The 19,009-nt window shown below is 47.6% G+C and carries 17 protein-coding genes; 11 read left to right on the forward strand and 6 right to left on the reverse strand.

The window, feature by feature from the left end; genetic code table 11:
* Positions 1 to 67: 67 nt before the first annotated feature.
* The 7 genes from F7D47_RS08630 to F7D47_RS08660 all read left to right on the forward strand — a co-directional run bounded on the left by F7D47_RS08630 (position 68) and on the right by F7D47_RS08660 (position 6,133).
* On the forward strand, positions 68 to 265 hold the full coding sequence (locus F7D47_RS08630; protein ID WP_153085891.1) for a hypothetical protein: 198 nt from the start codon (positions 68 to 70) through the stop codon (positions 263 to 265).
* A 212-nt stretch (positions 266 to 477) separates the two neighbouring features.
* On the forward strand, positions 478 to 888 hold the full coding sequence (locus F7D47_RS08635; protein WP_006849335.1) for a hypothetical protein: 411 nt from the start codon (positions 478 to 480) through the stop codon (positions 886 to 888).
* A 401-nt stretch (positions 889 to 1,289) separates the two neighbouring features.
* Complete coding sequence (locus F7D47_RS08640) at positions 1,290 to 1,886, forward strand: hypothetical protein (RefSeq protein ID WP_153085892.1); 597 nt, start codon at positions 1,290 to 1,292, stop codon at positions 1,884 to 1,886.
* Positions 1,887 to 2,080: 194 nt separating this feature from the next.
* Positions 2,081 to 2,611, forward strand: a complete 531-nt coding sequence (locus F7D47_RS08645) for a hypothetical protein (RefSeq protein WP_153085893.1) — start codon at positions 2,081 to 2,083, stop codon at positions 2,609 to 2,611.
* Between the two features lie 33 nt (positions 2,612 to 2,644).
* Entirely contained in the window at positions 2,645 to 3,040 is a 396-nt protein-coding gene (locus F7D47_RS08650; RefSeq protein WP_153085894.1) for a hypothetical protein, read from the forward strand.
* Between the two features lie 28 nt (positions 3,041 to 3,068).
* Positions 3,069 to 5,549, forward strand: a complete 2,481-nt coding sequence (locus F7D47_RS08655) for a hypothetical protein (protein WP_153085895.1) — start codon at positions 3,069 to 3,071, stop codon at positions 5,547 to 5,549.
* Between the two features lie 23 nt (positions 5,550 to 5,572).
* Positions 5,573 to 6,133, forward strand: a complete 561-nt coding sequence (locus F7D47_RS08660; RefSeq protein WP_006849330.1) for a DUF5675 family protein — start codon at positions 5,573 to 5,575, stop codon at positions 6,131 to 6,133.
* Positions 6,134 to 6,181: 48 nt separating this feature from the next.
* On the opposite strand, the gene F7D47_RS08665 is transcribed toward F7D47_RS08660, so the two are convergent.
* A complete protein-coding gene (locus tag F7D47_RS08665) occupies positions 6,182 to 7,441 on the reverse strand; it encodes a transglycosylase SLT domain-containing protein (RefSeq protein ID WP_153085940.1) in 1,260 nt (419 codons plus the stop codon).
* 106 nt (positions 7,442 to 7,547) lie between these two features.
* Here F7D47_RS08665 and hisG point away from each other — a divergent pair, with 106 nt between their 5' ends.
* From hisG to hisC, 3 genes are all read left to right on the forward strand, one after another.
* Positions 7,548 to 8,399: an ATP phosphoribosyltransferase gene (hisG, locus tag F7D47_RS08670; RefSeq protein WP_153085896.1), complete on the forward strand. Its 852-nt coding sequence runs from the start codon at positions 7,548 to 7,550 to the stop codon at positions 8,397 to 8,399.
* A gap of 94 nt (positions 8,400 to 8,493) precedes the next feature.
* On the forward strand, positions 8,494 to 9,780 hold the full coding sequence (gene hisD, locus F7D47_RS08675; protein WP_117586169.1) for a histidinol dehydrogenase: 1,287 nt from the start codon (positions 8,494 to 8,496) through the stop codon (positions 9,778 to 9,780).
* Positions 9,781 to 9,830: 50 nt separating this feature from the next.
* Positions 9,831 to 10,865 carry a histidinol-phosphate transaminase gene (gene hisC / locus F7D47_RS08680; RefSeq protein WP_118152483.1) on the forward strand — a complete coding sequence of 345 codons (1,035 nt, stop codon included), beginning with the start codon at positions 9,831 to 9,833 and terminating at the stop codon, positions 10,863 to 10,865.
* Between the two features lie 76 nt (positions 10,866 to 10,941).
* Here the strand turns inward: hisC and F7D47_RS08685 are convergent, their stop codons facing one another.
* The 5 genes from F7D47_RS08685 to F7D47_RS08705 all read right to left on the reverse strand — a co-directional run bounded on the left by F7D47_RS08685 (position 10,942) and on the right by F7D47_RS08705 (position 17,147).
* Positions 10,942 to 13,149, reverse strand: coding sequence for a YgiQ family radical SAM protein (locus F7D47_RS08685; protein WP_153085897.1), 2,208 nt, complete (start codon positions 13,147 to 13,149; stop codon positions 10,942 to 10,944).
* A 10-nt stretch (positions 13,150 to 13,159) separates the two neighbouring features.
* The gene (locus F7D47_RS08690) at positions 13,160 to 13,501 is read right to left on the reverse strand and encodes a hypothetical protein (protein WP_117586171.1); all 342 of its coding nucleotides are present in this window, start codon (positions 13,499 to 13,501) and stop codon (positions 13,160 to 13,162) included.
* A 34-nt stretch (positions 13,502 to 13,535) separates the two neighbouring features.
* Complete coding sequence (locus tag F7D47_RS08695; protein WP_153085898.1) at positions 13,536 to 16,184, reverse strand: fibronectin type III domain-containing protein; 2,649 nt, start codon at positions 16,182 to 16,184, stop codon at positions 13,536 to 13,538.
* Between the two features lie 90 nt (positions 16,185 to 16,274).
* Positions 16,275 to 16,832 carry a 1-acyl-sn-glycerol-3-phosphate acyltransferase gene (locus F7D47_RS08700; RefSeq protein ID WP_022121200.1) on the reverse strand — a complete coding sequence of 186 codons (558 nt, stop codon included), beginning with the start codon at positions 16,830 to 16,832 and terminating at the stop codon, positions 16,275 to 16,277.
* A gap of 42 nt (positions 16,833 to 16,874) precedes the next feature.
* Positions 16,875 to 17,147, reverse strand: coding sequence for a hypothetical protein (locus F7D47_RS08705; protein ID WP_117586172.1), 273 nt, complete (start codon positions 17,145 to 17,147; stop codon positions 16,875 to 16,877).
* A 195-nt stretch (positions 17,148 to 17,342) separates the two neighbouring features.
* On the opposite strand from F7D47_RS08705, the gene F7D47_RS08710 reads away from it, so the two are divergent.
* Positions 17,343 to 18,992: a diphosphate--fructose-6-phosphate 1-phosphotransferase gene (locus F7D47_RS08710; protein ID WP_117586173.1), complete on the forward strand. Its 1,650-nt coding sequence runs from the start codon at positions 17,343 to 17,345 to the stop codon at positions 18,990 to 18,992.
* Positions 18,993 to 19,009: the final 17 nt, after the last annotated feature.

Below are 19,009 nucleotides of genomic sequence, written 5' to 3' on the forward strand. Positions count from 1 at the left end.
GTGCTTACAGCGTATAGCTGCTTAGCACATTATTGAATTATTAACGAACTATTGTTATGATACAACCATGTATTTTGAAGGATATGGAGATGATGGTAAAATCGATACTGATGGATTTTTTAGCTATTTCTATCTGTCCCTTGAACCAGACCAACTCAAAAAGAGTAATTATCTATCTTTGAAATACTACGATAAAGTGGCAGGTTCAATCGTAAAGCGTATCAGCCTTGCTGGTTTTGCCAAATGTTATAATCAAGTTAAATAAGCAGTGCAGAGTGCTGCACCTACCATAAAAATTCCATAAAAGTAACAGGGAGAAGTGATGCTGCAAGAATGCTCACTTTTCCCTCTTTTTTTGTCAAAAATCTAAAAATCAGAAAAATAATAGTACTCATATTACGTATTAAGGAATCGTAGTACACCCCTTTATTTCGCTCTTTCTTTGTAATTTCACACCGAAATTTAAAAAAAGAAATTATGGGAAAAGGACGTAGTTACATGAATTCATATGCCGACGGCTATATGAGAGGCAAGGTTGTCAAGGAAGTGGGAGCACTCCTTGACCACATACTAGTGGAGGAAATCACAACCCCCACAATAATAAAATTGGAGTTTGGACCTTCTTACGATACCATTAGAGAACTAAGACAGCAAGATACCTCAAAATCTTTTGAGACCATCAGACAATTCTGCTACATCATCGGCTATTATCTTTACCAAGAAATAGAGGCGGTGGAGAACTATAAGAAATATGTAAGGGAAAGGGAATCCAAGCTTACCATGCTGTATGAGATGAAAGAAAGATATAAGAAAATTTACGGAATGCAAGCCGTAGTGGTTCTCAACCTTATGCATAAGGGAAAGGACTTGCTGGCTTTTATGAAGTAATATATAAGTGAGTTTTTCCGCCTCATTATGTGTTAGCGAACTCATTTTGAGGCTAGTTCTAATCTATAAATAAATACCTAAAAAAAGAAAGTAAAATATGATGAAATCGGAGACCAACTGTCCCCTAAGGGTGTATTCCCTTATAGTTCTCCTGGCATTTGCTTGTACCAGCAAAATTGTTAGCGCAAACAAATTCTAACGTCCTCTACTAAGGAACGAGCGACAAAGAACTTAATTTCTAACTAATATAAATTTCGAATTATGGGGAGATTTATAATCAAGCTCTTGCGCTTGATACTGAAGTATGGGCGATTCGGCCTTTTTTGCGTGGTCATTCAATTGAATGGCAACAGCAAGTTTATTGAGTATACTTACAATTTGAGGCGTTCCCTCCTATGGATATGAGCATACACGCACACTTACTGGTAGATGTTGCCATGCAGGAAAGAGATTATCATGATGCGCTCGTATTACGTCGATACTTGGAGACCTTTAACAGAATAGACAATCATTTGGTTGAAGCTGAACTTCCTAGGCTTGATGCTTATATCGCCACTCTGGATGGCTATTATGAATACCTGGAGCAAAGGAATAGAAAACCATTGGATAATGGTATCAGAATCGGCCGAAAAAAAGAATACCTTTTTGTGTCTGATGAAGCATCTTCTTTAAAAGATGAAGAGACCACCGCCGAGCAAGCCTCTTTATTTATAGAATTTCTCACCCTAAATGGCCTAAATTCTATGTCTACCAGTGCGAGCAAGTCTTCACCATTGAATATCGCAATATTTGCGTTTATCAGATATTGGAGAAGAAAGGGCATCCTGGCACCGCAGCACATCGTTAGTGCCAATGCCATTTATAGATTTCTTACTGAGGATTGCAATATACGAAGAGAAGCTACGATTAAATCGTTCTACAATGTCTTCAATCATTGTGAGGACATGAAAAATAAAGAAATGGATGATAAAGTGGCTGATTTCTTTGCCCATAGATGATTTTTTTTTATGGGACAAATATTAATCCTATTTTTCCTATTTTTCCCATAGGTGTTTTTGCCCTATCTTTGCACCCGTAATCAGACAAGTAAAGTCTGGTTGCGGGCGTTTTTTGTTTATAGGAATCCGGTACCGTTCCTGAAACTGAAATTTGGCGAACATCTCGCAGTCCAACTCATAAACATTATATAAATATGGAAGGAAACGCTTATGTGTTTTATCATCCGCAGTATGGCGGATTGAGAGTGGTGAACAACGAAGAAGGATTGTTCTTTTGCATCGAGGACCTGGTTGCCATCACAGATATCGGCAGAGATAAATTGTTCCCAGTATTAGCCGACACGGAGGGAAAAGTGGTAGAAATATACGTGGAAGCGGAAACCAAAAAGGTTCCGAAGGATTTTAAACCTCGTTTGTTTTTCGGTGAATTCTTTGGCAATGCTGACAAGGTAAATCGAAATAGTAAATTGGCTTGGAGAAGTATGACATTCGTAGACTCTCAGGTGGTGAGAGATATGACGATAGGCTGTTCGAAGGATCCTGAGCGTAAGTTGTTTTACAAGTGGGTCAAGGATTTTATCCAGCCTGTGATGGAGGACGAGGACAGATGTTGGCGTTATGAATGTGTCATGATGAAAAGAGTCTGTTATGACCCTCTGGAAAAACCGATGGACATCCGATATGCTGCCGACGGCCTGTATATCAACGATATGAGAATCAACTGACATTATTCATCTTTTAAACAAGTTATTACGATTATGAAACAAGCAGCAAAGAAGCAGCTCCTCAACGCCCAGAAGGTGGACGGAGCCATTATCAGTGAGGAAAACGGCACCATCGCCTTCCGCAAGGCGCCATGGAACGATACCGAGGTTATCTGCGAACAGCCTAAGGTGATACCGGGCAGAATGGTATGCTCTGGCGAGAAGGGAGGAGATGAGTTCGACTTCAAGCCTTACGAGCGTACGGGCGAGAAGCTTTTCGAGGAAATCTTCAAGACCAAGCATGCCGTGGTGCGCACCACCAAGCGCACGGTGCAGGTGAACTATACCTTTAGCCGTGACCTGGACAAGCAGGACATGCTGCGCTACCTCAAGGTAGAGCACAAGGAACTGATTGCCGGATTCAAGGAGGCAGACATCAAGGGGAATTGATAATGAATCATTCAACATTCAAAAAAAAATGAAACATATTATAGCATATAATCCGTACAAGAATGGCAATAAGGGGAGCGTAAGCTCCCAGCCACTCTCGGTCTACGACAAGACCATCGCTTATCCCTGGATGGCAGACCTGGTATCTGCCATCCGTGGGGGTAACGATGAACTGAAGAAGCAGCTGCCTTTCCGCTGCGCTCACTACTACCAGTTCCGAGACAACAGACGCTCGCAGAAGAACGCTGTGCCCGAAAGCTTCCTCTTCCAAACTACCATCGACGTGGACGACAAGGAATATGTGGACAAGGCGATAGAGAAGGCACGTGAGCTGAACTGCAGCGACACCATCTGGAACGGAGCATTGCTGCATCTGGAGTACTCAGCCCGCAAGAAGTTGCATATCGACATCCGCATGCCCATCGGCATGACTATCGAGGAGACGCAGCGAGCCTATTGCGAGGCGCTGGGCGTGCCCTACGACGAGAGCTGCATCACGCCAGAGCGCATGCTTTTCATTACCGACAAGGAGTCGGAAATCTATCGCTCGCCCCATTGGTACGAGGTGCTGCCCGCAGAGGAGATTAAAGCCCGCAGAGAGGCTTTTCTCAAGCGTGGGCTGACGATTGACGGCAAAAAAAATCTCCCACAGATTTCACAGATGACACAGATACATTCTGGGGAGGTTTCTGGTGCAGGAAAATCTGTGAAATCTGTGTTATCTGTGGGACATGAGAATCTCCCACAGATTCCACGGATGACACAGATTCATTCTGATTCTGCCAGTGGGAAGAATCTCATAGCCTTCGACCTCTTCCAGGAATCCGCAGGACTGAAGGGGATGAATATTGATACCGTGGGGTCCAGGCATTCCTCCCTGCTCGCCATTATGAGTGCTGGCGCTTCTCGTGTGATGAGTGAGGAGGAGCTGATGAAGGTGGTGGCGAAGAGAATGCCGAGCTATTATCAGGAGAATGACTGCCAGCAGCTCATCCACGACTTCTATGCGAAATATGGTGACAGTTCGAAGCCGATGTCGCAAGCCGTGATCCGCATCAATGCCCAGGCAGAGAAGTTCTCCCAGAGGGATGCCGTGGCGTTAAAAGCCGAGAGTTCCGAGGGCGGCACGGATATCAATGCGGAAGATGATAAATTAGTACCGCCTCCGATGCCCGAACATCTCCCGAAACTCGTGGAGCTGCTGCTATCAAAGACCCCGGACGTATACAAGCCAGCCGTGGCACACGCCATCTTCCCGCCACTTGCTACACACCTCTGCAAGACCACCTTCAAGTACATCGACAATGTGGAGCATGAGGCTACCCTGATGTGCTGTCTGCTGGCGGGTACGGGCGCAGGCAAGAACTGTGTGCAGATGCCTATCAACATGATTATGGAGGACATCAGGCAGCGCGACCGTGAGAACCTGCAACGGGAGAAGGAATGGAAAGAAGAGGTGACACGAAAGGGTGCCAACAAGGATAAGCGCAAGCGCCCGGAAAACCTCATCATCCAGGAGATAGATGCCGATATGACCAACCCGGCATTCGTCATGCGCACGGCTGAGGCTCAGGAGCATTTCCTCTATACAACGCTCAACGAGATAGACCAGTTCGATGCCCTCAAGGGACAGGGCAACCAGCAGTTCAAGATTATGTGCCTTGCCTTTGATCCCGGGAACTCATACGGCCAGACCCGCGTGGGCACATCGAGTATCACAGAGCGCGTCACCATCCGGTTCAACTGGAATGCATCGACCACCGTCCAGCTGGGGCAGCGATATTTCTCAAAGGTGCTCACCGACGGACCTATCAGCCGCATCAACTTCTGTACTATCCCGGAGCGGGAAATCGGTGCCGAAATGCCAGTATACGGCGAATACGACGAAGCCTTCAGAGAGGCGCTCAGACCGTACATAGAGAATCTGTGCAAGGCGTCGGGTAGGATAGACTGCGCTGAGGCTTCTGCCCTGGCAGAAAAGTTGAAGGATGAGAACGCCGACTTTTCGCGCATGTCGCAAAACAGGGTGTTCGAGAATCTCTCCTTCCGTGGCAACGTAATTGCCTTTCTCAAGGCTTGTGTGCTATACGTGGCAAACGGCTGCAAATGGGAACCCGAAATAGAAGAGTTCATCAGATGGAGCGAGAGCTACGACCTGTGGTGCAAGATGATTTTCTTTGGCGCCAGCATAGCCAAGGCTAATGAGGTAGGAGAGAAATCGAGCAAGCGAGGACCTGCCAACCTGCTGCAGCAATTGCCTGACACCTTCACTTATGCGCAGGCAGAAATGGTGCGTCTGCAGAACGACTTCGGAAAGAAGGGTACGGCGACGATGCTGAGAAACTGGGTGAACCGTCATTATATCGAGAAAATTCCTCCGAAGGGAGTAAATGCCGACGGAGCTGACGGAAAGCAAGGCGGAAAGGTGTTCAGTATTCAGTTATTCAGTTTTAAGAAGCTATTATTCCGTTCTGACGGACTCGACCTGAGATGTTTTAACGCAAAATAGTTTAACACTTAACATTCAAGCAAATGGAAATAGTATTAAAGCGTATAGCTAAAAAAGGAACTTATACCATCGGCAGACTCTATCTGCTGTCCGATAGTAGTGTAAAGCGTAACTCGCTACCCGGCAAGAAGAAGGACGACAAGTGTACATTGGTTCATACCTTTGACAGCCAGCTGTTGTCCAAGGATACATATCTCTGTGAAACCATGGAGCCTACATGGCGCAATCTGTTGGGTATCAAGCTAAAGCCAGAGAAAGTGGATGCCCGCTATAGCCGCAAGAGCGGCGTGAAGGCTCGTAAGGTACCTGGCCATACTGCCATTCCTGAGGGTACTTATCCTGTGGTCATATCGTATTCTCCAAGATTCAAGCGTTGGCTGCCATTGCTGGTGGGTGTGCCGAATTTCGAGGGCATCCGCATCCATGCAGGCAATTATCCTGACGACACACAAGGCTGCATCCTTGTTGGAGAGAACAAGTTCGAGGGCATGGTGGTGAACTCCCGCATCTGGCTGCAGCGGCTCATCAACGCCATGACTGCGGCGCGCGACCGAGACGAAAGTATCTGGATTACCATCCTATAGGTTACAAGTAATAAACAGATAGGGAACGCACTGCGTTCCCTATTTATATTATATATGGTACTTATTCTGGTAGTGGCGCTTGGATTTAACAGGGGCTCCATGGAAGGAACCGCTGCCCATACCGCTGCCACGAAGACTCTCATGGAAGCCTGAACCACCGCTGTATTCACCCCAGCGGGCTCTGATTCTATCCACATAATCTACCGTCTCCGTGCCTCGCATGTAACCGTATTTCACCACCGGGTCTGTGTAATAAGCCGGTTGAGAAAGGCGCAGAATATAATTGCGAATTACGCCCCAATTGTGCGGATTCTGACCATGTTTGCGAGCCAGCGACATCGCATCTCTGATGTGGAAATAGCCACCATTATAAGCAGCAAGGGCAAAAAGCATGCGCTGGGACGGGTCGCCCACGTCAGAAAAATGCCCCTGCAGTTCCGCCATATATCTGGCTGCCGCAGCCACATTCGCCTCAGGTTCATGAATCATGCTCATCGGCAAACCCAGATGGGCAGCCGTGCCTGGCATAATCTGCATCAGTCCGCAAGCTCCAGCCCATGACTTCGCATTCGGGTCAAAACAGCTCTCCTGATAACATTGGGCAGCCATCAGACGCCAGTCCATGCGAGCCGTTCCGCTATAGCGCTGGAAGAGGTGGTCGTAGCGGGAAATAACACCCTTAGAACGGTTCAGAAATGGTGAATAAACGTGGCGGCGCACGCTGGCAGAAGAAAGCAGCCACGATTCTTCCTGCTTGACCTGAGCAATCAGCTTAGGCTTAAACCAGCCGTTCAGGGTGTCGGCAAGACTCTTGTTACCGTTCTGCACAGCCCATTGGGTTCGGGTACTGTCGGGCGTAACACCACAGAACAGCAGGTTGCCTCTGGTCTGTTTTCGGGGTAGGGGCACGGCAATCACATCTCCTTCTCCCTTCTCCAGTTTGCGTACCATTTCAGCCGTATCCTTACATTCTTCTACGCGTAACGACACGCCGATCTGCTGGGCAAACTTCTCGCAGAGCAGATATTGCAGTCCCATTCCGTGGCTGCGGTAATCATAATAGGTAGTAGGGCCGTTAACGGTAAGCATGATGAGCTCACCATTGGCCTGAATATCTTCGAGCGAAAGCCCCTTGCTGGTTGAAGCTGGTTTCTTTTCATCACCATCAGCCCCATCAGAGTTGTCAGCATGCTCCATTTCGCCTACAGGAGTTCCCCATGGCGTAAGCTCCTGCTGCGGTTTCTTGTCGGCACAGGCAGCGAGCAAAAATAGTGCATATAATGCGTATAAATATCCTTTATTCTTCATTTCAGCTGCAAAAGTACGAAATATTTTGCACATAAGTGAGAAATTATTTGTTTATTCTAATAAAAATATGTACTTTTGCAATGTTTTTCAAACAAAATATAGAAATATGTTACGAATAGCAGTACAAAGCAAGGGTCGTCTTTTCGACGACACCATGAATCTTTTAGCAGAGGCTGACATCAAAGTAAGCGCCTCTAAACGCACCCTTCTGGTGCAGTCAAGCAACTTTCCTCTCGAGGTTCTCTACCTTCGTGATGATGATATTCCTCAGAGCGTAGCCTCTGGTGTGGCAGATATCGGAATCGTGGGCGAGAACGAGTTTGTTGAGCGTGGAGAGAATGCGCAGATTATTGACCGTCTGGGTTTCAGCAAGTGCCGCCTGAGCCTCGCCATTCCTAAGAAGATTGATTATCCGGGATTGCAATGGTTCAACGGCAAGAAGATTGCTACTTCTTACCCTAACATCCTGCGCAAGTTTATGAAGAAGAACAACATCAATGCCGACATCCATGTCATTACGGGTTCTGTAGAAATCAGTCCGGGCATCGGTTTGGCTGACGGTATTTTCGATATTGTAAGTTCAGGTTCTACTCTGGTCAGCAACAATCTTGCTGAGGTTGAGGTGGTGATGAAGAGCGAGGCTCTGCTCATCGGCAACTGGAACATGGACGAGGAGAAGCATCAGATTCTGAACGAGATGCTGTTCCGCTTTGAGGCTGTACGTTCTGCACAGGACAAGAAGTACGTGATGATGAATGCTCCTAAGGCAAAGATTCAGGCGATTACAGAAGTATTGCCAGGCATCAAGAGTCCTACGATTATCCCATTGGCTGATGAGGAATGGTGCTCTATCCACACTGTGCTCGACGAGAAGCGTTTCTGGGAAATCATAGGCAAGTTGAAGGAACTCGGTGCTCAGGGCATCCTGGTAACACCAATCGAAAAGATGATATTATAATAATGTGTAGTGTTTAATGTGTAATGTTTATTTAGAGACATTATGCGTTAAAAACCAAACATTAAACATTAATAATTAAATATTAATAATAGGGATGAAGGTAATAAAGTATCCTGCAAAGGAGGAATGGAGCGAGATTGTAAAACGCCCACACCTGGATGTTTCGCAGCTGAATGCGACCGTACAAGGTGTACTCGACGATGTGAAAAACCATGGCGACGAAGCCGTGAAGCGTTACGAGGAGAAGTTTGATCATGCCCATCTCGATTCTTTGGCTGTGACTGAAGCTGAAATCGAAGAGGCAGAGAAAATGGTTTCTCAAGAACTGAAAGACGCTTTGCACCTCGCCCATCATAACATTGCCGCATTCCATCATAGCCAGAAGTTTGATGGTGTAAAGGTTGAAACTTGCCCTGGTGTAACCTGCTGGCAGAAGAGTGTGGCTATAGAGAAGGTGGGATTGTATATCCCGGGAGGTACTGCTCCTCTCTTTAGCACCGTTCTGATGCTGGCTACTCCTGCCAAGATTGCGGGATGTAAAGAAATAGTACTGTGTACTCCTCCTAATAAAGAGGGCAAGGTGAATCCGGCTATCCTCATGGCGGCAAAGATTGCGGGCGTAAGCAAGATCTTTAAGGCGGGTGGCGTTCAGGCTATCGGAGCCATGGCTTACGGTACGGAGAGCGTGCCTAAGGTTTATAAGATTTTCGGTCCGGGCAACCAGTTTGTCATGGCTGCCAAGCAGCAGGTTTCCCTGCACGATGTGGCTATAGACATGCCTGCCGGTCCGTCTGAAGTTTGTCTTATTGCCGACGAAACAGCCAACCCTGTGTTTGCTGCTGCCGACCTGTTGTCGCAGGCTGAACATGGTTTCGATTCTCAGGTTTTCTTCATTACTACATCTGAAAAGGTGTTGGATGATGTAAAGAATGAAGTTGAAGTACAACTTGAACGTTTGCCACGTAAGGAGATGGCACAAACCTCGTTAGATAACTCTAAGTTTATCCTCGTGAAGACTGAAGAGGAGGCAATAGACCTCTGTAATACTTATGCGCCGGAGCATCTGATTATCGCCACAGCCGATTACGAGCAGCTGGCAGAAAAAGTTGTGAATGCAGGTAGTGTATTCCTCGGAAACTATGCGTGCGAAAGTGCAGGCGACTATGCAAGCGGTACGAACCATACCTTGCCAACCCATGGTTATGCTTTGGCTTACAACGGAGTGAACCTGGACAGTTATAATCGCAAAATCACCTTCCAGCATCTTACAGAAGAAGGTATTCGTAACATTGGAAATGCTGTAGTGACCATGGCGGAAAATGAGCAATTGGAAGCTCATGCCAATGCGATGAGACTGAGAGTGAACAGTTTGAAACAATAGGGTAAAAAGGGAAGTTGTAAAAATACTTCTTAATAGCTTTTGAAAGAAAAATGAAAGAATTGAAAGATTTGTGCCGAGAGAACATCTGGAATCTGGCACCTTACAGTTGCGCCCGTACGGAGTTTGCAGGCAGAAATGCCCGCGTCTTCCTCGATGCCAACGAAAATCCATATAATGACCCTTACAATCGCTATCCTGATCCGCTGCAGGTTGAACTGAAGAAGCAGATCAGCAAGATTAAGGGTGTGGCTGAAGAGAAAATCTTCCTGGGCAACGGTTCTGACGAGGCCATCGATTTGGTTTACCGTGTATTCTGCCGCCCGGGCAAGGATAATGTAGTAGCGATTGCACCTACTTACGGAATGTATGAAGTTTGTGCAGACATCAACGATGTGGAGTATCGTTCTGTATTGCTTGATGAAAATTATCAAATTTCTGCCGGAAAACTGCTGGCAGCCTGCGATGAACAGACAAAGGTTATCTGGTTCTGCAGTCCGAACAATCCTACGGGTAATCACATTAACCGCGAGGCTATCGTAGAGGTGTTGCAGAAATTCCAGGGTATTGTCATCATCGACGAAGCCTACAGCGATTTCTCTTCGGAGCGCACATTCCGCAGCGTACTCGACAGATTTCCCAACATGATTGTGCTCAACACCATGAGTAAGGCATGGGGCTGTGCAGCCCTCCGTTTGGGAATGGCTTTTGCGAGCAAGGAGATTGTTGACATATTCAATAAGGTGAAATATCCTTATAACGTCAATCTGCTTACTCAGGAGCATGCGCTGGAAGTGATGAAGAATCCGCTGAAGGTTGACGAATGGGTGAAGAACATCCTGCAGGAGCGTTCTAAGGTAATGGCTGCATTCCTGGATCTGCCTATCTGCGAGAAGGTTTATCCTACTGATGCAAACTTCTTCCTGGCTAAAATGACCGACGCCAATGCCATCTATAATTATCTGGTGGCACAAGGCATTATCGTAAGAAACCGCAACAAGGTTCAGTTGTGTGGCAACTGTCTGAGAATTACGATAGGAAACAAGAGCGAGAATGCTGAATTACTCGGTGCTTTGAGACAGTACTAAATTATTTTGGAAAAGTTCAGTATATAATATGAAAGAGGGTGAGTCATAAATATATGATTCACCCTCTTTTTAGCATTTATCTTCTTCTGCCTCTACCTTCATTTCTTCCTTGATTTCCACGACCTTGATTTCCACGGCCGCCGCGTTCGTTCTTATCCCCGCTGTTGTAGCGGTTCTTGCGACTGTGGTTGTCGTTGTCGAAATTAGGGTTGAAGCTCTTTTTCTTCTTGTTCTTGAAGAAGCCGGCACCTCCGCTTAATGGGCGGCCTTCGTTCAGATATTTATCTTCATCATAGCAGCCTACATTTCCGAAACCCTTTGGTGCATAGCGGTCAGACGCATTTCTGCCAGTTCCACGCTTGCCTTTAGCACCTTTTCCTGCACCAGGATTATCGTATGTAGAACCTATCGCCTTATCGTCATAATGCGTCTTCTTACCCTTGAAACTGCCACCCATGCTCTTCCTGTCGTAGAGTTTGTCGATGAGGTCGGCTCTGCCTATCCGGCGAAGTTCACTCTCGATGGCGCGGCGCTCTTCAGGCTTGTACCAGAAGAAGAACATGCGCTGGGCAAGCTTCTCTTTCTGAGTCTTGGCGCTGAAGACCGGCTCCAGGGTGTAAGGATCGTAACCCGTGTACCAGGTCTCGGTAGAAATGGTCATAGGAGTAGGGGTGAAATCCTGCACCTGCTCCAGATGGAAATCCAGTCCCTTCGTAATGACGGCAAGTTCGGCCATGTCTTCTTCATGACAGCCTGGATGCGAACTGATGAAGTAAGGAATGATCTGCTGGTTCAGACCTTCTTCCTTGTTGATCTTGTCGAAGATGCGCTTGAACTCGTAGAAGAGGTCGAACGATGGCTTGCGCATGAACTTCAAAACCTCCGGACTCGTATGTTCGGGAGCCACCTTCAGTCGGCCGCTTACGTGCTTGGTAATCAGTTCGCGCGTGTATTCTCTAGCCGCCTGATTCACCTTTTCGTCCTTGCTCTTATGCAGCAGAAGGTCGTAGCGCACACCACTACCAATGAAACTCTTCTTGATTCCCGGCAAAGCATCTACAGCATGATAAATCTCCAGAAGCTTGCTGTGGTCGGTATTGAGGTTCGGACAAATCTGAGGGTTTACACACGACGGGCGCTTGCACACTTCGCAGGCTTTCTGATTCTTGCCGTGCATTCCGTACATGTTGGCAGAAGGACCGCCCAAATCGCTCAGATAGCCCTTGAAATCAGGCATCTGGATGATTTTCTTCACCTCCTTCAGAATGCTCTCCTTGCTGCGGCAAACCACGAATTTACCCTGATGGGCAGAAATGGTGCAGAAAGAACAGCCGCCGAAACAGCCACGATGAAGGTTCACGGAGAACTTGATCATCTCGTAGGCAGGAATGGTCTTGCCCTTGTATTTAGGATGAGGCAAACGCGTATAAGGCAGGTCGAAAGCCGCATCCAGTTCCGCGGTAGTCATCAGCGGGAAAGGCGGATTCACCACTACATATTTGCCGTCAACTTCCTGAATCATGCGCTGAGCATGCATCTTGTTGGCTTCTTCCTCCAGATGGCGCACGTTCTCAGCCTGTCCCTTCTTGTTGTGGAGACATTCTTCGTGGCTGTGGAGGATGATGTCATCGTCCTTGAAACCGCCCGGAATCTCACTTTCCTTGCAGTAGAAAACCACCTGCGGCATTTCGTGGATTTGGCTAAGCGTCTTGCCTTCTGCAAAGGCATTGGCCAGTTCAACGATAGAACGTTCGCCCATTCCGTAGAGAATGAGGTCGGCGCCCGAATCGCAGAGAATGCACTTGCGGAGCTCGTCTTTCCAATAGTCGTAGTGGCTGATGCGGCGCAACGAAGCCTCAATACCGCCTAGTGCTACAGGTACGTCGGGAAAGAGTTTCTTCAGTATCTGCGTATAGACGATAGACGGATAGTCGGGGCGCATGTCGTGGCGGGAGTCGGGACTGAAAGCGTCCTCGCTACGCATGCGGCGGTTGGCCGTGTAGCGGTTCACCATCGAGTCCATGGCACCCGGAGAAACACCAAAGAAGAGGCGAGGGCGACCGAGTTTCTTGAAGTCTCGGAAATCGCCGTGCCAGTCGGGCTGGGGAACGATGGCTACCCGATAGCCGTTGGCTTCCAGTATTCGTCCGAGGATGGCAGGGCCGAAGGATGGGTGGTCAACGTAAGCATCTCCTGAAAAGAGGATGACGTCGAGTTCGTCCCATCCGCGCAACTCGCATTCTTTCTTGGTGGTAGGTAAGAAATCTGTTAACTTATAATCCATTCAATATTTTTTAATCATTTACTGCGTCTGGTTCTGCATCTGCTGCAGCCTCAGCCTGCTTCTTGTCTTTCCAGTCTACGTAGAGCAGAACGAGGTTGTGAAGACCGAGCGCCTTCATGTTCTGATTGTAGATGACGTCGAGACAGAGATCGAGCAACTCCTTATCCTTGATGTCGCTGCTCTCGAGGAGTGAACGCACATTAAGTTTCAGTTTATCGAGCACTTCCTCGTCGATAATGCCGTTGCTGTCTACGAGGTTGCGGAGTAACTGATACTTTTCGATGGTCTCTAAATGCTGGTCGCTCACTTCGATAGAGCGAGTGCCAGACTGGTTGGCTTGAATCTTATACATAAGCTTAAAATTTTTTATCTGTTTTACTTTTAATTTAATCTGTCAGAAATTTGAGAATGCCGAGCAACACGCTGGTGCGGGTTCTTTCGTCGATGATGCATTCCAGCGGGAATCCCATGACGAAGCTGCGGTAAGTAGAGCTCTTGTAGGCAACCGCCGCACTCGTTCCCGTATCGTATTGCATCGCCGTGAAGGCGTAATTGCCAACCGGTTTCAATATCTCGGGATGGGTTGCCGCATAATGCTGAGCATTCAGCTCGTTATAATAGCTGAACTGCAGACCTAAACCCTTGACGTTAGGCGAAGTGTAGACAATACTGTCTCGTTCTGTTACGGTTGAATCTTCGGGATTGATGTCCCTGGTGATGGCCGTAGAACCTGTAGGCTCATAGCTGAGTTTCAGAATATCGCTCAGGAACGCCTGTTCCTCTTCAGTCTGCATGTCGCTTCCGGTGTAAGAACCGCTTATCAGGATTCTGCCGCCTTGGCTGGCGTATTGCCTGATGCTGTTCTGCAGGGCAGGCGTGAACGACTTGAAGAAGGCGTGAGTATAGCCGTCATGGCGCTCCAGTCCGTTGATGAGGTCAACTGCCTGATAGTTCTTCATCTGAACCCTGCCGCTGGTGATGACTTCGCTCGAACAGCTGGAAATATTATATTTGCCCGAAGCCGCAATACTTGTAGCATGCGCCTGAACGTAGTTGAAGTCATTGCCTGCCACAAACTTACCAATCATTTCGTTGCCGCTGAAACCGAGTCCGAAACTGGTTTCGTTGCCCATTCTGCTTCTGTCGAACACCTGTTGCTTGCCGCTCCATCCCGCCGTCAGTCCGTAGCTTACGCCCGGATCCTGATTGAGGTCAAATCCCTGCTTTTCCTCATCATCCACGACCTGCGGAGAGGCAAGGCGATGGAAATTGTTTACGATGAGCACAGACTTGCTGGCAGCAGGATTATAGAGCACAGAGAGGGTTTCGGTGGTGAAACTTTCTCCTCCTGCATTAACCGCAGCCACCTTAAAATGGTAAAGCTTGCCCGGTTCCAGCTGCATCTGGCAGCGGGTGGTGTTCACGATGGTTCCGTTGTCAAAACCGCCTTGTCCCTCAGCCTTATAAATAATGTAAGAAGTAGGGCGGGCAGATGGTTCCGTCTTGTCCAGCTGGGCAGTCCATGAGAGTAGGGCAACGCCTTGGTTCTGCGTAACGCTGAAGTTCTGCGGAGCCAGCGGCTGGACCACGTATCGGGTTCCATGATTGCTGTTTACGAAGCGCAGGATAGTTTTGTAGATGGAGCGTGCGATATAGAATTTTCCGAGCGGATCCTGAGCAATTCTCATGTCAGGGAAATTCTGATGCGAAAGCATCTCGAGAATAGCCGACGGAACTTCCGGCAGACGGGTTTCAGAATAGTTTCTGTCCCATAGGTAGCGTTTGCCGAATTCTCCGAACTGAGCCGTCAGATCCGTAACGAGATTATCGCGCAAAGCCCTGGCGAAATCCTTGGATGTGAATCTGGAGATTCCGCTGTTCAGTATTCCGTCGTTATAATCTGTAGTGCAGATAGCAAGGGCTCCAACGGTAGATTTTCCGTCCTTATTGTAACCCGCATCACTATGAAGTGCCAGCGAGAGTTCTATAGGCACATGCTTGCCATTTTTGGCAGGCATGTAAACCGAACCGCCGCCCAGCCAATTGGTCATCAGCGAACGGGTGTTGATGTCGTCGGCGTAATCATTTTCTCCCTTTCGGCCTCCATAAACCTTATAAGGAGCGCCAGCCCATTGGGCGTAGTATCTGGCTCCTTCCAGGCAACGGGGCAATCCGCTGGTGTAACCGCCACGCTCTATGTTTCCCATGCCGCCGCCAAAGCGGACAGCATCTGTAGTTACTACTCCACGGCGTGAAGCCTTGTTGGTGCAGACTACCCGGTTGAACTCGTTGCAGCCCTTGTCGAAATCGAAGGTGCCCAGGTAAACCCAGGTACCTCCGCCCATGCGCTGGTTAACGGAAAACTCCGTGGCTTCGCCCTTGTGATAAACGATGTATTTTGCATCGCTCACGCTCTTGGGGAGCGACTGGTAGCTTACGTAGACTGCGTATTTGCCGGCTTCCTTGAAACGGGGCTGGTAGCTTACCTGGCTAGTTTTCTTGCGCTTGGTAGCCTTCGCCTGTCTCACGGTTCCCATGCGGAACGGATTTTCCCCATCTTTCAGTCGGTAGCGGTTGGCAAAACCGAGCGAATCGCATTTTTTCCATCGCTTGCTCGCCTCCTTTTCGAAATAATAAACCGACTTGACAGCATCATCATTATCGATGACGATTTCGTTCCTCTGCCAGTCTCTTTCACGGGGTGTGAAGACGATGGCTCCCGCATTCTGGAGCATCGGGATGAGGTAGGGCACGACGATGGTTTGGGTAAAAAGATCTTCGTTTGTGCAAAACAGGTTAGGGCGTTGCCATTTCCATACATCTCTGTCGGCATAATAATACCGTCCGTGCGAGGCCCATAGCGAAAGGTGCCTGTTCTGTAGTCCTGCCGTAACGAAATAAGGGCGGGAAACATTAAAGACCCATGGGTCGCCATCATAATCTATGCCTTGCCATGCGCCGCTGTTAGCCTCGTCGTAGATAGGAAAAAACGATTTGCCGTTAGCCTGAAGCGAAGCTCCAGCGGCTAACAGCAAACTGCTTATCAAACAATATGTTATGTTTTGGTGTTTCACTTTACGAATACTCCTTCTTTAATAGCTGACTAAACCGTTATCTTCTAAGGTTTAATCAATATTTCCGATTGTGAACTTCTCCGGTTTCTTTCCTTTGAAATCCTTGAAGTACAACTTGATTTCACGCATGTCTTTGTCAACATCTCCTGACGGGATAATCTGCCTGGTGCATTGGATGACCTTCTTCTCATAGTCAAGCCCATAGAGATGGATAGGCAGATGCGCCTTGAGGGCTATGAAATAGAATCCCTTTTTCCATTCCGGGTTGAGCGAGCGGGTACCTTCGGGCGTAATGCACAGTCCGAAAGCCTTGCGCTTATCCGCTTCTGCAGCCAGATTATCCGTCATGCTGGTATGTTTGCTTCTCCACACAGGAATACCTCCCATCTTTCTGAAGATAGGACCTAGCGGCCAGAAGAACCATTCCTTTTTCATGAGGAAATTACATTTGATTCCCTCAGCATGGGCAAAGAGCTGGCCTAGGATCAGATCCCAGTTGCTGGTGTGCGGAGCCATGCAGATAATATACTTTTCAGGAAGCTCCTGGGTGATGATTTTCTTATAGCCCAAGCGCTTATACAATATCCATTGACAAATTCCTTTTACCATATATTTAAATAGGTGTATTTCCTGATTCTGATGATGAAAGGATTATGCCAGGTTTGAAATCTGGTCGATGATTTCGCTCACCTGCTTGTTGAAGTCGACTGTGAGTTTCTTATAATATTCACCCTTCGTGATTCCCGGTTCCGGGTGAGACACGCGGCTGATGTAATCGCCGTTGATCATGACGATAGCTGAAAGAATGCCATCCACATCTTCCTGTGTAGGCTTACCATTATACAAAGATGCAGCTACTGTTTCGGCGAAAAGTTCGCTTGTAATGTAGTTGATCGTGCGCTTTAAATCTCTTTTATTAGCCATAATTCTTTTCTCCTAATTAATGAATAATTAAAAATATCGCTCAAAGATAATCATTTTCTTTGAAATAACATCATTTTTTGGGAAAAAATGTATCTATTAACGCATTTTTAGCATTTTTCTTTCCGTATCTCGCAGAAAAGAGTTATTTTTGCAGATGTTTTTGAAGTTTCAACTAATTAAAATAAAAAACGAATTATGGAAAAAAGTGCATTGCAGATTGCAAGAGCTGCTTATCAGCCAAAATTGCCTAAGGCTCTCCAGGGCCCAGTAAAGGCAGTTGAAGGTGCAGCAACACAGTCAGTAGGTAATCAGGATGAAATCAAGGCGTTGTTCCCTAACACTTATGGAATGCCTGTTATTACATTCGAGGCAGGTGAGGCTAAGGAACTTCCTGCTTTCAACGTAGGTGTTATCCTCTCAGGTGGTCAGGCTCCTGGCGGTCACAACGTGATTTCTGGTCTCTTCGACGGTGTGAAGTCTCTCAACCCAGCTAACAAGCTCTATGGTTTCATCCTCGGTCCTGGTGGTCTCGTTGACCATAAGTACATGGAGATTACTTCTGAAATCATGGACGAATACCGCAATACTGGTGGTTTCGACATCATCGGTTCCGGACGTACCAAGCTTGAGAAGGAAGACCAGTTTGAGAAGGGTATTGAGATTCTTCGTGAACTCGGCATCAAGGCACTTGTCATCATCGGTGGTGACGACTCAAATACCAACGCTTGCGTTCTCGCAGAATACTATGCTGCTAAGAAGTATGGCGTACAGGTAATCGGTTGCCCTAAGACAATCGACGGCGACTTGAAGAACGAGCAGATTGAGACTTCTTTCGGTTTCGATACAGCCTGCAAGACATATTCTGAGCTCATCGGTAACATCGAGCGCGACTGTAACTCAGCACGTAAGTACTGGCACTTCATCAAGCTGATGGGTCGTTCAGCATCTCACATCGCTCTTGAGTGCGCTCTCCAGACTCAGCCAAACATCTGCTTGATTTCAGAGGAGGTAGAGGCTAAGGAAATGTCACTCGATGATGTGGTTACTTATATTGCAACTGCAGTAGCTAACCGTGCTGCTGAGGGCAACAACTTCGGTACTGTTCTCATCCCAGAGGGCCTGATCGAGTTCATCCCAGCTATCAAGAAGCTCATCGCAGAATTGAACGAGGTTCTTACAGACCCTGCAACAGGCGAGAGCCGTGAGTTTGCAAGTGCTGAGGAGCAGATTGCATTCGTTAAGGGTGCCATCGCTAAGGACAACCTCGCAGTATTGGAGTCTTTGCCAGCTGACGTAGCTCGCCAGCTTTGCCTCGACCGCGACCCTCACGGAAACGTACAGGTTTCTCTCATCGAGACAGAGAAGTTGCTTTCTCGCATGGTAGCTGAGAAGTTGGCTGCATGGAAGAAGGAAGGCAAGTTTGTTGGTAAGTTCTCTGCACAGCACCACTTCTTCGGTTACGAGGGACGTTGCGCAGCTCCTTCTAACTACGATGCTGACTACTGCTACTCACTCGGTTTCAACGCTTCACGCCTTATCGCTAACGGCAAGACCGGTTACATGTCAATCATCAAGAACACAACTGCTCCTGCAGCAGAGTGGATTGCAGGTGGTGTGCCAATCACTATGATGATGAACATCGAGCGTCGTAATGGTGCTAACAAGCCAGTTATCCGCAAGGCTCTCGTTGAGCTGGATGGTGCTCCATTCAAGTTCTTCGCTTCTAAGCGCGATGAGTGGGCTAAGGAAACAGCTTACGTTTATCCAGGTCCTATCCAGTACTGGGGTCCTTCTGAGGTTTGCGACCAGACCACAAAGACTCTCCAGTTGGAGCAGGCTAAGTAAAAAATAGAATAAATATT

The sequence above is a fragment of the Segatella copri genome, from assembly GCF_009494835.1.
In the GTDB taxonomy this organism is placed as follows: Bacteria; Bacteroidota; Bacteroidia; order Bacteroidales; family Bacteroidaceae; genus Prevotella; species Prevotella copri_F.